This window comes from Arthrobacter sp. AIWTK1, from assembly GCF_056680535.1.
Genome location: NZ_CM155287.1, coordinates 3,362,860 through 3,375,672 on the forward strand (window position 1 = coordinate 3,362,860; position 12,813 = coordinate 3,375,672).

14 protein-coding genes are annotated in these 12,813 nt (G+C 66.3%); 5 read left to right on the plus strand and 9 right to left on the minus strand.

Features of this window, described 5'->3' with window-relative positions:
* Positions 1-70: 70 nt before the first annotated feature.
* From AC1MDG_RS15385 to AC1MDG_RS15400, 4 genes are all read right to left on the minus strand, one after another.
* Positions 71-1,075 (minus strand): transposase, encoded by a 1,005-nt coding sequence (locus AC1MDG_RS15385; RefSeq protein ID WP_479804894.1) that lies wholly within the window; start codon positions 1,073-1,075, stop codon positions 71-73.
* Positions 1,072-1,506 (minus strand): hypothetical protein, encoded by a 435-nt coding sequence (locus AC1MDG_RS15390; RefSeq protein ID WP_479804896.1) that lies wholly within the window; start codon positions 1,504-1,506, stop codon positions 1,072-1,074. Before AC1MDG_RS15390 ends, AC1MDG_RS15385 begins: the two co-directional genes overlap by 4 nt.
* A 91-nt stretch (positions 1,507-1,597) precedes the next feature.
* Positions 1,598-2,284: a LuxR C-terminal-related transcriptional regulator gene (locus AC1MDG_RS15395; protein WP_479804898.1), complete on the minus strand. Its 687-nt coding sequence runs from the start codon at positions 2,282-2,284 to the stop codon at positions 1,598-1,600.
* Positions 2,281-3,708: an ATP-binding protein gene (locus AC1MDG_RS15400; RefSeq protein ID WP_479804900.1), complete on the minus strand. Its 1,428-nt coding sequence runs from the start codon at positions 3,706-3,708 to the stop codon at positions 2,281-2,283. The genes AC1MDG_RS15395 and AC1MDG_RS15400 overlap by 4 nt, the downstream gene beginning before the upstream one ends.
* A gap of 124 nt (positions 3,709-3,832) precedes the next feature.
* On the opposite strand from AC1MDG_RS15400, the gene AC1MDG_RS15405 reads away from it, so the two are divergent.
* The 5 genes from AC1MDG_RS15405 to AC1MDG_RS15425 all read left to right on the plus strand — a co-directional run bounded on the left by AC1MDG_RS15405 (position 3,833) and on the right by AC1MDG_RS15425 (position 8,134).
* A complete protein-coding gene (locus AC1MDG_RS15405; protein ID WP_479804902.1) occupies positions 3,833-5,482 on the plus strand; it encodes a PspC domain-containing protein in 1,650 nt (549 codons plus the stop codon).
* Position 5,483: 1 nt separating this feature from the next.
* Positions 5,484-5,822: a hypothetical protein gene (locus tag AC1MDG_RS15410; RefSeq protein WP_479804904.1), complete on the plus strand. Its 339-nt coding sequence runs from the start codon at positions 5,484-5,486 to the stop codon at positions 5,820-5,822.
* 3 nt (positions 5,823-5,825) lie between these two features.
* Positions 5,826-6,083, plus strand: a complete 258-nt coding sequence (locus AC1MDG_RS15415) for a PspC domain-containing protein (RefSeq protein ID WP_011692833.1) — start codon at positions 5,826-5,828, stop codon at positions 6,081-6,083.
* Positions 6,084-6,253: 170 nt separating this feature from the next.
* Positions 6,254-7,279, plus strand: a complete 1,026-nt coding sequence (locus tag AC1MDG_RS15420) for a 6-phosphofructokinase (RefSeq protein ID WP_043483085.1) — start codon at positions 6,254-6,256, stop codon at positions 7,277-7,279.
* Positions 7,280-7,375: 96 nt separating this feature from the next.
* Positions 7,376-8,134 carry a GNAT family N-acetyltransferase gene (locus tag AC1MDG_RS15425; RefSeq protein ID WP_479804906.1) on the plus strand — a complete coding sequence of 253 codons (759 nt, stop codon included), beginning with the start codon at positions 7,376-7,378 and terminating at the stop codon, positions 8,132-8,134.
* 23 nt (positions 8,135-8,157) lie between these two features.
* Here the strand turns inward: AC1MDG_RS15425 and AC1MDG_RS15430 are convergent, their stop codons facing one another.
* The 5 genes from AC1MDG_RS15430 to AC1MDG_RS15450 all read right to left on the minus strand — a co-directional run bounded on the left by AC1MDG_RS15430 (position 8,158) and on the right by AC1MDG_RS15450 (position 12,714).
* On the minus strand, positions 8,158-9,684 hold the full coding sequence (locus tag AC1MDG_RS15430) for a DHA2 family efflux MFS transporter permease subunit (protein WP_479804908.1): 1,527 nt from the start codon (positions 9,682-9,684) through the stop codon (positions 8,158-8,160).
* Between the two features lie 34 nt (positions 9,685-9,718).
* Positions 9,719-10,282: a PadR family transcriptional regulator gene (locus AC1MDG_RS15435; protein WP_479804910.1), complete on the minus strand. Its 564-nt coding sequence runs from the start codon at positions 10,280-10,282 to the stop codon at positions 9,719-9,721.
* A gap of 130 nt (positions 10,283-10,412) precedes the next feature.
* The gene (locus AC1MDG_RS15440; protein WP_479804912.1) at positions 10,413-10,820 is read right to left on the minus strand and encodes an ankyrin repeat domain-containing protein; all 408 of its coding nucleotides are present in this window, start codon (positions 10,818-10,820) and stop codon (positions 10,413-10,415) included.
* On the minus strand, positions 10,817-11,902 hold the full coding sequence (ygfZ, locus tag AC1MDG_RS15445) for a CAF17-like 4Fe-4S cluster assembly/insertion protein YgfZ (protein WP_479804914.1): 1,086 nt from the start codon (positions 11,900-11,902) through the stop codon (positions 10,817-10,819). The genes AC1MDG_RS15440 and ygfZ overlap by 4 nt, the downstream gene beginning before the upstream one ends.
* 77 nt (positions 11,903-11,979) lie before the next feature.
* Positions 11,980-12,714, minus strand: a complete 735-nt coding sequence (locus AC1MDG_RS15450) for a flavodoxin family protein (RefSeq protein WP_479804916.1) — start codon at positions 12,712-12,714, stop codon at positions 11,980-11,982.
* Positions 12,715-12,813 lie beyond the last annotated feature (99 nt).

The window sequence follows — 12,813 nt, forward strand, 5'->3', positions numbered from 1 at the left end:
CGCTCTCTCACTTTTGTCAGGAAAGCGAGAGAGCGTCTGCGTTGGGCGCAGGTTGTCAAGCTGTGTGGAGTCATTGGGTTGGCTGTTTGGCTGTTTTTGTTGCCGGGAGGTTGATTCCTGCATGGCCGGCTGGTGCTGGTGTGGTGGGGCGATAGCGGAACCGTTCGGGGTTTTTGTCGTAGTAGCGCTGTAGTGCGTGGTCGCGGGTTTTCCAGACCTCTTTCCAGGAGCCGTCGTGGACTTCGGCGGGCGAGAAGAGTGCAATGCCTGAGTGTTTGTGTTGGGTGTTGTACCAGGGCACGTAGTCGGCGAGGTAGGCTCTGGCGGTCTCGACTTCTTTGAAGACGCGTGGGTAGCCGGGCCGGTATTTCAGGGTCCGGAACCCGGACTCGGAGAAGGGGTTGTCGTTCGAGACGTAGGGCCGGTTGTGTGAGAGCTCCACGCCGTGGCTGGTGAGAGCATCGCGGAGCAGGTTCGATCGCATCGCAGGGCCCGAGTCGGCGTGAACTATCCGCGGGGCGCCGTGGAGGGCGATAGCGGTCTCGAACATCTCCACGGCGAGATGGTCCGCTTCCCGTTCCTCGACCCGCCAGGCAACCATCTGGCGCGAGTAGATATCAAGGACGGAGTAGGCCTTGAACGACTTTCCCCGCCAGGGTGAATACAGATCGGTGATGTCCCAGGACCAGACCTGGCCCGGGCCGGTGGCCATCACAACGGGTTTCTCCCGCGGGGGCCGGTTGTTGCCCCTCCTGGTCGGGATAGTGGGGCGCAGCATCTGGTCCTCGATCTGGGCCGCGACCCGCCACCACGTGCGGCGGGAAGCGAGCATCACCCCCTCGTCCCACGCCGCCGCGTAGGAATGGTCAACGGAGACCTGGTTGGCCCAGCCTTCCATGATGTATTCGCAGATCCGGTCACGGTCATTGCTGCTAATACGTGACTGGTAAGCGCGCTCAGACTGCCCGAGCGGGTCCTGAACGCGTCCGCGGGGATTCTGCCGGTAATGCCACGTCGAGCGTGATACGCCGGCGAACCCGAGGGCCTGCCGCTGCGAGCCGGTGAGCTTCGTCAACTCCCGGACGAGGAGGTTCTCGGCTTCGATGAACCTTCTTGATCTTTCGTCCGGGCCGTATCGGGCTCTGGCACGTTCAGCTCGTGCAAGAGCCCGATAGCTTTTCCCAACGCTGTATTCGTACCTTCAAGTTCAAGGATCCGGCTCTTGAGCTGTTCGACTTCGGACTGGTGGTCAGCGATCTCCTTGGCGCGCGCTCTTTCAAACGCGGACCACTCGCCATTCGTGCGGGCCATATTCCCATGCTCTCGTGGAATCAGATTCCGGTCGAGGTCACCTTCCTGCACCATCTTCCGCCACCGCCGGAATGTCCACTCAGTTACTGGCTGAGAGGCAAGCCATTCCTTCCTCGTCCCGTACGGCTGCACGTAATACTCATGCACCAATTCCCGAATCTCATCACGGCTAATACCTCGCGGACTAACAGTCATAGCTGCTCCTGCTCCCTTCAATCACTGACTGACTCACAACCAGCCTGACGCAGAGGGGGGCGACAGGAAGTGAGCGAGCGTCTGTGGCGCGCTAGAGGAGCCTGCGTTCGGCTGCCCACTTAGTCAGCTCGTGGCGGCTGGACAGCTGAAGTTTCCGCAGCACGGCGGAGACGTGGGTTTCCACGGTCTTGATCGAGATGAAGAGCTCCTTGGCCACTTCCTTGTAGCTGTAGCCCCTGGCGATGAGCCGCATGACCTCCAGCTCACGGGCCGACAGGCGGTCCAGTTCGTCGTCGGCAATATCCGCCGGAGCCGTGCCGAACGCGTCCAGGACGAACCCGGCCAGCCGCGGCGAAAAGACAGCATCGCCGCCGGCCACGCGCAGCACGGCATCGGTGATTTCCGCACCCGAGATGCTCTTGGTCACATATCCCCGGGCGCCGGCGCGGATGACGGACACGACGTCCTCGGCCGCGTCCGAGACACTCAGCGCGAGGAACCGGGTGCTGCCCAGCAGGGCGGCAGAACCGGCAATCACCTCGCGGCCGCCGCCGCCCAGCCCGCCCGGCAGGTGCACGTCCAGCAGCACCACCTCCGGACTGGTCTGCGCGATCACGGCGATGGCCTGTTCAACCGTTCCGGCCTCGCCCACCACGGTGACCCGGGCATCCAGGTCCGCTTTGAGCCCCGACCGGAAAATGGCGTGGTCGTCCACAATGACCACACGGACCGCCAGGGCGCCACCGGCTCCCGTACTCCCTGCTTCGACGTTGTTCACGACTTTCCCTCTCCGTTGTCCGCGGCGTCGGACGGCAGCTTGAGCCGCACTTCCGTGCCGTCCGGGCTGCTGCTGATGACGGCGGTACCGCCGTGCCGGTTCATCCGCCCGACAATCGATTCCCGGACCCCCATACGGTCCTCCGGAACCGACGCGGGGTCAAAGCCGGGCCCGCGGTCCTTGACGTAAACGTCCGCGCCGCCGTCGGCTACCTCGAGATAGACCGATACCGTCCCGCCGCCATGGCGGGACGCATTCACCATGGCCTCGCGGCTGGCTTGCACCAGCGCTTCATGCCTTGCGGTCATGGCGGTGTCTCCCACACTGACCACGTCCACGGCATTGCCCAGGGAATCCTCCACCTCCGCGGCAGCTGCCCTGATGCGGTCCGAGAGCTGCCCTGCCTCCTTGCCGGGATCACGGTAAAGCCAGCCCCGCAACTCCCGTTCCTGCGCACGGGCCAGCCGCAGGACGTCGTTCTCGTTGCCTGACCGGCGCTGAATCAGCGCGAGAGTCTGCAGGACGGAATCGTGCAGGTGGGCGGCAATCTCCGCCCGCTCCGTTGCACGGACCCGGCCCGCGCGTTCCGCTTCAAGGTCCCGCCAGAATTTCAGGCCCCACGGAAGCAGCACCAGGGCCACGCCGCCAAGGACCGCCACGGAGGCCAGGAGCGCCAGCCAGGTCTGCTCCCAGGAACCGGAGCCCGACACCATCACCAGTACGCCTGCCACCACCAGGGCGAGTCCGGCGGCGAGCCTGGCCCAGCCGCCGGCCTGGTCTGCCTTGGTCTTGTCGAGGAGTCCGGCCCTGCGGGTTTCGTCCAGCTGTATCCAGGCGATGGCGGCCCCGCCAAGGATCGCCGCAACCGGGATCAGCGTCCCCAGCGGGACGTCGACACCCACCATGCGCGCGATCAGGATCCCGCCAGCCAGCAGCAGGCCTGCGCCCAGGAGGACTTCCTTGCCGTACGGCATCCCCCTGACGCGGAACCACGGGGCGGTGGCGGCCGCCGCGCCATCCGTCCCCCTGCCAGGCCCGCCAGCAGCCCCCGGGCCGGTCCCGGGCGCCATGCCATGAAGCGGCGCACCGGGGAGTGGGCCCGCTCCCGGGAAGGCGGTAGCGGCAGACACCGGGCCGGAACCAAAATCCGGCGGCAGCGGCAGCCCGGGCGCGCTGACGGCCGGGGCAATGGGCGACGCCGGGCGACGCGCGTTCCGCTTCGCATTCTCGTCGGCAGTCGGGACCATGATCCAAAGCCACGCATAAAATGCCAGCCCTGCTCCCCCGGCGAGCGCGGCCACCACCATACCGATCCTGACCATCCGCACGGGCCAGCCCAAGTGGGCGGCCAGGCCCGAACAGACGCCCGCGATGACGCGGTCGCTGCTGCGGACCAGCGGAGGGCGGGTAATGGCCGTTGTCATGTGTCAATCCAAACACGGATCAGGGTTCCGCACGTCTGGTTTCAGCCGGAACCGGGGGTCAGTCAGGGGCCGCTCAGGGTGTTCCCCAATAGAGCGGCGGCGACGGGGACGGCAGGATCGAAGTATGAACTCGCACAATGCATACCCCGAGGAAGATCCGCTGCCGTCCGGCCGTCCCGATTCCGGCTCCGCCGCTTCAGCGGATGACACATCCGACGCCGGATCAGTCCAGGAAGGTTCCAACGCCGGCTCGGTCCAGGATGGTTCCGGCGCCCCCGTCGCCGACGCCTCCCTGACCGGCGTCCCCGTCAACCACAGCGCAGGCCCGGGCCCTGCGCAGGACACCTTTCCTGGCGGCCCGCCGCCGCTTTACCCGAATGCCCAGTTCCCGGATGCCCGGCCGGCGGATGCCCCCTACGCTTACCCGCAGTCGCAGCCCCAGAACTTCTTCAACTGGGTCCGGAGCCACGGCATTCAGCGTGGACGGGACCGCTGGATAGGCGGTGTGGCCAGCGGCATCGCCCACCGGCTGGGGGTCGATCCGCTGATCGTCCGGGGCGTCTTCATTGTCCTGTCCATCTTCGCCGGCATCGGAGTGCTGCTCTATGGCATCGCCTGGGCACTGCTGCCGGAGCCCGACGGCCGCATCCACGTACAGGAAGCCGGCGCCGGACGCTGGTCCACGGGCATGACCGGAGCCCTCATCACCACAGTGATCGGCTTTCCCAGCTTGGGCAGCGGATTCTGGGGCTGGGAGCGCAACGGATTCGGCGGCTTCTTCTGGACCGTCTTCTGGATAGCCGGAGCCATCTATCTCATCTATTACCTCTCCCAGCGCGATAAGGCCACCCATGGAGCGCCCCTGATGAACTCCAGCACGGAAGGCGACGCAACCACCGGCCGAACCGCCTTCGCGGCCACCTCACCGGCCGCCACCTCATCCCCCGCCCCCGGCGCACCCTACGAGCCCGGCGCCTTCGCGGGCGGCCCATACGCCACCGGCCCGTACACGGGCGGCACCCACTCAGGCAGCCCTTCCGCCAGCGGCCCGTACGACGGCGGCGTTCCCGGCTCGGGCGGTTACGGCCCCACCCCGCCATACGGCGGCAGCTACGGCGGGCCGTCCGCTCCCGCGCCGAAGGCGCCTAACCTTGGCCCGGGCGCCCCCGCCGTCGCGGTAACGGCCGGCCTTGCCCTCCTGGTGGGCGGCGGTATCAAAGCCCTCGAAGCCCTCAACGTCACCAACCTCGGTGACGCCACCAACGCCGTGGTGTGGGCCAGCGGCGCGGCCGTCCTGGGCCTCGGCATCCTCGTCGCGGGGCTCAGGGGCCGGACCTCCGGAATCCTTGGATTCTTTGCCGTAGTGGCCCTCATCATCGGCGGGATCTTCAACGTGGTGCCCAACGGAGACCGCTTCCGCTTCCAGAACGCGGACTGGAACCCGGCCAGCATCGAACAGGCACGGGAGGGCTTCGACATCACCGGCGGCAGCGGAACCGCTGACCTGACAAGACTGAACATCACCCCGCCGCTGGGCACCGACGTCGTCATTCCCCTCGACGTCACTGCCAGCAACCTGACCGTCATCATTCCGGACACCGTACCCGTGGAAATCCGCGCGGACATGACCCTGGGCAACCTCAACGAAGGCTCACAGAATCACGGGGGCATGACCTCCAAGCAGAGCAACTACAACACGGACAAGCCGGGCGCCGCGCTCATCCTCGAGATCGACGGAACCATGAGCAACATCACCATCCAGGAAGGAAACTGACGTGAGCAGCTACGAACCTGCCCCGGACACCGCGCCGAAGGCAAAAGAACAGGCCCAAGGACAGGCCAAAGAACAGGCAGAAGCCTCAGGGACGGAACCCTCCCGAAGCGCAGGCGGACCGCACGGCGGCCAGTCGCCGGCCCGCGTGGGCACAGTGGTCTGGGGCCTCATCGTCCTGGCGCTGGCGGCGTTGATCATCATCGGCCAGCTTGGCATTGTGGTGCTGAACGGCACCTACGTGCTCATCGGCCTGATGATCGGTGCCGGCGCCGCACTGGTGGTTGGCGGCCTCCTCTCAGCCCGCAGACGTGACAAAGAAACCACAACAGGGAAGTCTTGAGCCATGGATAAGTTCTTCAGCATCGTCAGAGGCCTCGGCCTGAAGCGCGGACCGCAACGGTGGCTGGGCGGTGTGTGCGGAGGCATCGCCGCAAAGCTCAACGTGGATGTTGCCTTCGTGCGGATCGCGTTCCTGCTCCTCAGCCTCCTGCCCGGCCCGGCCTTCGTGTTCTATCTGGCAGCATGGCTCATCCTCCCCGACCAGCGGAACGCCATCATCCTGCAATCCTTTCTGGACAAACGCTCGATCAACGGATCCTGACCACGGGTCCAAGGGCCCCCGCTCTCCGGAGCGGGGGCCCTTTCGTTCGCCATGGATGACCGGCCCTTTGTAACCGGTTTGTGTCGTAACCCACACTCCCCACTAGAATCTAGGTGAGCTCAGCGTGGCGCTCTGCCTGTACACCCCCTCACCAGGATTTGAGCCGAGACATGAAAATTGGAATTCTCACCAGCGGTGGCGACTGCCCCGGACTGAATGCCGTGATCCGCGGTGCCGTCCTCAAAGGGATCGCCATCCACGGCCACGAATTCGTAGGTTTCCTCGACGGCTGGCGCGGCGTCGTCGAAGGCGACGTCATCGACATCCCCCGTACCATGGTCCGCGGCATCGCGAAGCAGGGCGGTACCATCCTCGGCACTTCCCGGACCAACCCGTTCGAAAACGGCGGCGGCCCCGAGGTCATTAAGGGCCACATGGACCGGCTCGGCATCGACGCGATCATCGCCATTGGCGGCGAAGGAACACTGGCCGCAGCCAAGCGGCTGACCGACGCCGGCCTGAAGATCGTCGGTGTTCCCAAAACCGTGGACAACGACCTTGACGCCACGGACTACACCTTCGGCTTCGACACCGCCGTCCAGATCGCCACCGAGGCCATCGACCGCCTCCGCACCACCGGCGAGTCCCACCACCGCTGCATGATTGCCGAAGTCATGGGCCGCCACGTGGGCTGGATCGCGCTGCATGCGGGCATGGCCTCGGGCGCCCACGCAATCCTCATTCCGGAGCAGAAGGCCTCCATGGACCAGATCACCGAGTGGGTGCAGGAAGCCCACGCCCGCGGCCGCGCACCCTTGGTGGTTGTAGCCGAGGGCTTCGTCCCGGAAGGCCAGGAAACGCCGCACTCAGAGCGCGGGCTGGATACTTTCGGACGCCCGCGGCTGGGCGGCATCGCCGAAATGCTGGCTCCGGAGCTCGAGGCGCGCACCGGCATTGAGACCCGGGCAACGGTTCTTGGCCACATCCAGCGCGGCGGCGTCCCATCCGCGTTCGACCGTGTCCTGGCCACACGCCTGGGCATGGCCGCCATCGACTCGGTGGTAGACCAGCGCTGGGGCACCATGGTGTCGCTCCACGGGACCGACATCGTCCACGTTGGCTTCGATGCCGCCCTGGGCAACCTCAAGCGCGTTCCGCAGGACCGCTACGACGAGGCGGCCGTCCTCTTCGGCTAGGCCGACCAGCCATAGCAGCGCGAACGGGCAGTTGAGGCCCGCTTGTGGGGCCTCAACTGTCCGTTCGCGCTTCACTCCGCTGGGTAGGGTTGAGGCATGACTCTCGACCCCGGTTCCGCAGACATCATCCAGCTCGCATGGGCCCGCCATCTGGGACTCGATGACGGAGCTTTTGCCGCGGCCCGGAAGGTCGACGCCGATGCGACCGCTTCAGGGGAGGGCTTGCCAGCCGCCGGTGCACGGATCACGCGGGCGGACGAGGCCCGGAAATCAGTGGACTTTGTGCGTTTGTTCGGCACCTCTGCCCTCGTGGGACCCCAGTGGGCGATCGACGCGGCCGAGGGAATCCCGGACGAGGAACTCGCCCAGCACGTGACACTCCTGACCATTACTCGGAAGCAGGGCGGCCACGGCCAGGGGGCCGCCGCACTGTTCTTCGCCGACGACCTCCCCCTGCGGCAGCCGGCCGAGGAGCTGACCGTCTCGCACGGGAACCCCGAGGCCATTGAGCTGGAAGGCATGTGCCCGCCGGACGACGTCAACGAGGTGGGATTGTCCGATCTGGAGCACCGGTTCACCATCCTGCGCGACGACGACGGCCGCAAAGTCCCGGTGGCCTGTGGCGCCTACGGCGAGTGGGAAGGCATCCTCGCCCAGATGGGCGTCCTGGTGGACCCCGACTGGCGGCGGCGGGGACTGGGCTCCCTGGCTGCGTCCATCGCCGCCCATGAGGCACTCGCGGCGGGGCTCACCCTGCAGTGGCGCTCGGACGTCAGCAACAAGGGCTCACTCGCAATCGCGCGCAGCCTCGGATTCTCGACCGGCGGCATCCACACCAGCGTGCTGCTGGGCTGACCGGAATCAGCCCTTCGCACCTCTTAGGCAGACTTGGTCTGCGCCGCTTCGGCGTCGGCGTCGTTCGATGCGGGCACGCTGACGGCACCCCAGTTCTTAACCGGCTTGGGTTTGGCGAAGAACAGCGCCACGGCTGCGCCGAGCAGGATCACCGCCGCCGGCAGCATGATGGACTGGCCCATCGCCGTCGAGAACCCCTGGTGCAGTGCCTCCGGCAGTGTGCCGCCGAAGGCCATGGGGCTGGCCTTGCCGGAACCGTCAGGTGCCGCCGGAAGCTCCGCCGCGAGCCGCGACTGGATGAGGACGGCAATTGCGGCGCTGCCCAGGACGGCGCCAATCTGTCGCGTGGTGTTGTAGACGCCCGAGCCGGCGCCGGCTTGGCGCGGCGGCAGGTTGCGGGTGGCTGTGGAGCTCAGCGGGGCCCAGATGCCCGCGTTCGCGAACCCCAGCACGGCACTGGGCAGGAGGAAAAGCCAGATCGGCGTGTCGGGGTGCATGAGGGAGGAGTTCCAGAAGAGCGCCACCGACATCAGGACCAGGCCGGCCGCGGTGATGTACTTCGGGTTGACGCGGTCGATGATTTTTCCCACCACCGGGGCGAGGCCGCCGGAAATGAGCGCCATCGGGACCATCATCAGCGCCGACTGCGTGGGAGTGAGACCGCGGACCACCTGATAGTAGAAGATCAGCGGGAGGCTGAAGGCCGTTACGGTGAAGCCGACGGTGGTGATGCCGATGTTGGCCAGGGAGAAGTTGCGGTCCTTGAACAGCGACAGCGGGAGAAGGGGCTCGCCCTTGTTGAACCGCTGCCACAGCACGAAGCCCGCCAGGACCACCAGGCCGGCGATGATCAGGCTCCAGACGGTGATGGGCCCTGTGATGGTGCCCCAGTTGTAGGTCTCACCTTCCTGGATGCCGAACACCAGCAGGAAGAGCCCGACGGCGCTGAGCAGCACGCCGGGGATGTCGAACTTGTGCGGGTGGGTGCTCAGTGTGGGGACGAAGCGCAGGGCCAGGATGAAGCCGACGATTCCCACGGGGACGTTGATGAAGAAGATCCATTCCCAGCCGAGGCCGTCCACCAGCACGCCGCCCAGGATGGGCCCCACGAGGGTTGCGACGCCCGCTGTGGCACCCCAGATCCCCATTGCAGCGCCACGCCTGTCCGGCGGGAAGATCCGGGTGATGACAGCCATGGTCTGGGGCGTCATGATCGCGGCGCCAAATCCCTGGACCACGCGGGCCAGGATGAGGGTCTGGACGTCCCCGGACAGCCCGCACCACAGGGATGCGAGCGTAAAGACCACCAGGCCCGTGAGGTAGAGCTTCTTAGGCCCGAACCGGTCGCCCAGCCTGCCGGTGATCAGCAGCGGCACGGCATAGGCCAGCAGGTACGCGCTGGTCACCCAGATGACGGAATTGATGTCCGCGTTCAGGCCTTCCATGATCCGCGGATTCGCCACCGAGACGATGGTGGTGTCGATCAGGATCATAAAGAAGCCGATCACCAGGGACCAAAGCGCCGGCCACGGCCTAGCTACGTTTTCCATGTGAATCCTTCGGGAGTGATTGTTGTGTGGTCCGCTACCACGGGAGTTCCCCGGAGCGGAGCTGGCCCTGCAGGCTGCGGATCCAGCCCATCTCGGACTGCAGCATCGTCTGTTGGTACTGGAGGTCAATCCAGTACTTGCGGGCCACGTCTTTCTCCAAGACGGCAGCCTCACCTTTTTGCAGGAACTCCAACTGCTCCTGCAGCAGCAGCAGGCGGCGGTCCAGGAGGTCCAGGACGACGGCGGCGGGCAGGTTGTAGGCCTCGGCCACAGCCAGCGGGAATGAGGGATATTCGTTGACCGGTTCCGCGAGCATGTCCTGCAGCCGTTCCGTCAAGGCCTCCCGGCCGGCGGGCGTGATCCGGTACGTGGTCCGCTCCGGCCGGTTGCCCTCCCGGTCCGTCCCGGCAGTTTCCACGAGGCCGCGCTCCTCGAGCCGGCCGACGGCGTGATACAGCGTTCCGGGGCGCACCTTGACCAGCCGGTCTTCATGCCTGGCCATCAGGAGCTGGTACATCTCGTATGGATGCATCGGCTCTTCAACCAGCAGGGACAGCGCGGAGATCCCGAGCGGCGTTAAGGGGGCGGACCGGGGCATTGTTCGGGCACCCCCTGCTTCCTGACGACGTGTTCCTCCGCAGCCGTGTCCCCACGCGCGGAATTATTCCGCTTCAACTATTCCACATGGAATAATAGGGTGCAAGAAAGCCCACAGGTGCCGGGTGGTGTCAGCCCAGCAGTGCCTGGATGTCGGTCCGGGCGAACATTTCCGCCGCTGCGCGCGCTGAAGGCGTTCCGGCATCCGGGTCCGCCCCGGCCCCCAGGAGCGCCTCGGCGACGTCCGTGTAGCCCTTGAATGCCGCGCCGGCGAGCGGCGTCTGGCCCCGGTCGTTGACGGAGTTGGCGTCGGCGCCGTGCTGCAGGAGCAGCCGCACCGCCGGGGCGTGTCCGTGGTACGCCGCCAGCATCAGCAGGGAGTCCCCGGCCGCATTGGTCATGTTGGCCGGGGCGCCCGCCTCGAGGTAGCTGCCCAGCAAAGCGGCGTCACCCTGGCGTGCCGCGTCAAAGAGTGCGTGGGCCAGGGCCAGGGTTTCGTCGTCGGGTCCAGCGGTGCTGTTCGCCGCGTTATCGGTCATCGGTGCGTTCCCTTCAGGAATCCGGTCTGGCGCCCCACCACCTGGCCGGCGTCGGGAGCCACAATGACTTCCTGCGCGGCCGTGTATGGTTCGTCGCCGTCTACGACCGTCAGTATTTCATCCGGAGAGACTGAACGCTTTATGACAGCGAGTGCCACCGGACCCATTTCGTAGTGCTGCACCACGGAGGTCACCGTTCCTACCTTGCGTTCCCCCAGGCGTACTTCGCTGCCCACGGCAGGCAGGGTGTGCTGCGAGCCGTCCAGCTGGAGGAAGACGAGCCGGCGCGGCGGATGGCCCAGGTTGTGCACGCGGGCGATCGTCTCCTGGCCTTTGTAGCACCCTTTTGCCAGGTGCACCGCGGTGCGCAGGAGGTCCAGCTCATGCGGAATAGTCTTGTCGTCGGTCTCGGCTCCGAGACGGGGGCGCCAGGCGGCGATACGCAGCGCTTCAGAGGCCCAGACGCCGGCCAGCGGCCGGTCGCCCACGGTGGCTTCGAGTTCGGCAGCCGGCACCAGGTATTCAAACCAAGGCCGCTCCATGCCCGGGTGGGCATCCTCCCCGACAACCGAGTAGGCGTAGCCGCCGGCACCCACGTGCGGCCAGGGGTCTTCCCACACTTTCAGGCCGGCCCACTCCTCCACCCGCCGCGTGGATCCGAGGACCGCCCAGTCGTCGGAGACGTCCGCGATTTCAACGCGGAGCATAAACTTCATCCGGTTCAGCCACTCCGCCAGCGGCGCCGCCTCGGCGGCCTCCACAATCAGCCAGGTGGTCCCGCCGTCGTCAATCACCCGCGCGTCGAACTCAATGCGGCCCTGGACGCTGAGCAGCAGCAGTTCGCTGGACTCCCCCGGTGCAAGGTTGGTGACCTGCTGGGAGGAGAGGGTGTTGAGCCAGCTCAAGCGGTCCGGACCGGTCACGGTCACCACGCCCCGGTGGGAAAGGTCGACGACGGCGGTGCCGGCTGCCAGTGCGCGCTGCTCACGCAGCGGCTCACCGTAGTGCGACGCGACTCCGGCGTCAGCGCCGCCGGCCTCGACGGCGCCCGGGCGCGACAACAGGGGGCTCTTGATAGTCATATGAAGGGAACATCCTTAGCTGGGCAGGTATTCCGGCGTCGGCAAGCGCGGCCGCCGGCGGTGCTGTTGGTTCGGTCTCAGCGGTACTCAGGGTTCTCGAAGTCGAACCGCGTGCCCGCTTTCCATGCCTCCGGCAGGTTGCCGTACGCGGGGATCCCGCCGGCGTCCTTCAGGATTCGCGCCAAGTGCAGGAGGTTCCACGTCATGAACGTGGTGTTGCGGTTGGTGAAGTCGCTCTCCGGACCTCCGGAGCCTTCGTCGAGGTAACTCGGACCGGGACCCACCGGGCCGATCCAGCCGGCGTCGGCCTGCGGGGGAATGGTGAAACCGATGTGCTGGAGGCTGTAAAGGACGTTCATCGAACAGTGCTTGATGCCGTCCTCGTTGCCGGTAATCAGGCAGCCGCCCACCTTGGGGTAGAAGGCCCACTGGCCTTTGCCGTTCAGTTCCCCGGAATGCGCGTACAGCCGTTCGATCAGTTTCTTCGTCTGGGAGGAATTGTCGCCCAGCCAGATGGGACCGGCCACCACCACGATGTCCGCTTCCTTCACCGCCGGGTACAGTTCAGGCCATTCGTCGGTTGCCCAGCCGTGCTCGCGCATGTCCGGGTACACCCCGCTGGCGATGTCGTGGTCCACGGTCCGGATCACCCGGGTGGTGACGCCCTGCTTCTCCATGATCAGCCGGCTGACCTCAATCAGGCCTTCCGTGTTGCTGGTTTCCGGAGACTTCTTCAGGGTCCCGTTGAAGAATACGGCTTTCAGATCGCCATAGCTGGCATTCTGCCCCTGGTTCGGCTGCTGGCTGTTCACGGTCCTGCTCCCTGCGCTCGTTGCGGACAACAAATATCAGTGAGGCCTGCCGGCCGGGCTGCCAGGCCCGCCAGCCCAGGAAGCTTTGACTAGAAAGCT

Excerpts from the sequence above, each read along its gene's own strand:
- AC1MDG_RS15390 (WP_479804896.1), bottom strand. The coding sequence starts at position 1,506 with ATGACTGTTAGTCCGCGAGGTATTAGCCGTGATGAGATTCGGGAATTG.
- AC1MDG_RS15400 (WP_479804900.1), bottom strand. The coding sequence starts at position 3,708 with ATGACAACGGCCATTACCCGCCCTCCGCTGGTCCGCAGCAGCGACCGC.
- AC1MDG_RS15405 (WP_479804902.1), top strand. The coding sequence starts at position 3,833 with ATGAACTCGCACAATGCATACCCCGAGGAAGATCCGCTGCCGTCCGGC.
- AC1MDG_RS15415 (WP_011692833.1), top strand. The coding sequence starts at position 5,826 with ATGGATAAGTTCTTCAGCATCGTCAGAGGCCTCGGCCTGAAGCGCGGA.
- AC1MDG_RS15420 (WP_043483085.1), top strand. The coding sequence starts at position 6,254 with ATGAAAATTGGAATTCTCACCAGCGGTGGCGACTGCCCCGGACTGAAT.
- AC1MDG_RS15425 (WP_479804906.1), top strand. The coding sequence starts at position 7,376 with ATGACTCTCGACCCCGGTTCCGCAGACATCATCCAGCTCGCATGGGCC.
- AC1MDG_RS15430 (WP_479804908.1), bottom strand. The coding sequence starts at position 9,684 with ATGGAAAACGTAGCTAGGCCGTGGCCGGCGCTTTGGTCCCTGGTGATC.
- AC1MDG_RS15435 (WP_479804910.1), bottom strand. The coding sequence starts at position 10,282 with ATGCCCCGGTCCGCCCCCTTAACGCCGCTCGGGATCTCCGCGCTGTCC.
- AC1MDG_RS15440 (WP_479804912.1), bottom strand. The coding sequence starts at position 10,820 with ATGACCGATAACGCGGCGAACAGCACCGCTGGACCCGACGACGAAACC.
- ygfZ (WP_479804914.1), bottom strand. The coding sequence starts at position 11,902 with ATGACTATCAAGAGCCCCCTGTTGTCGCGCCCGGGCGCCGTCGAGGCC.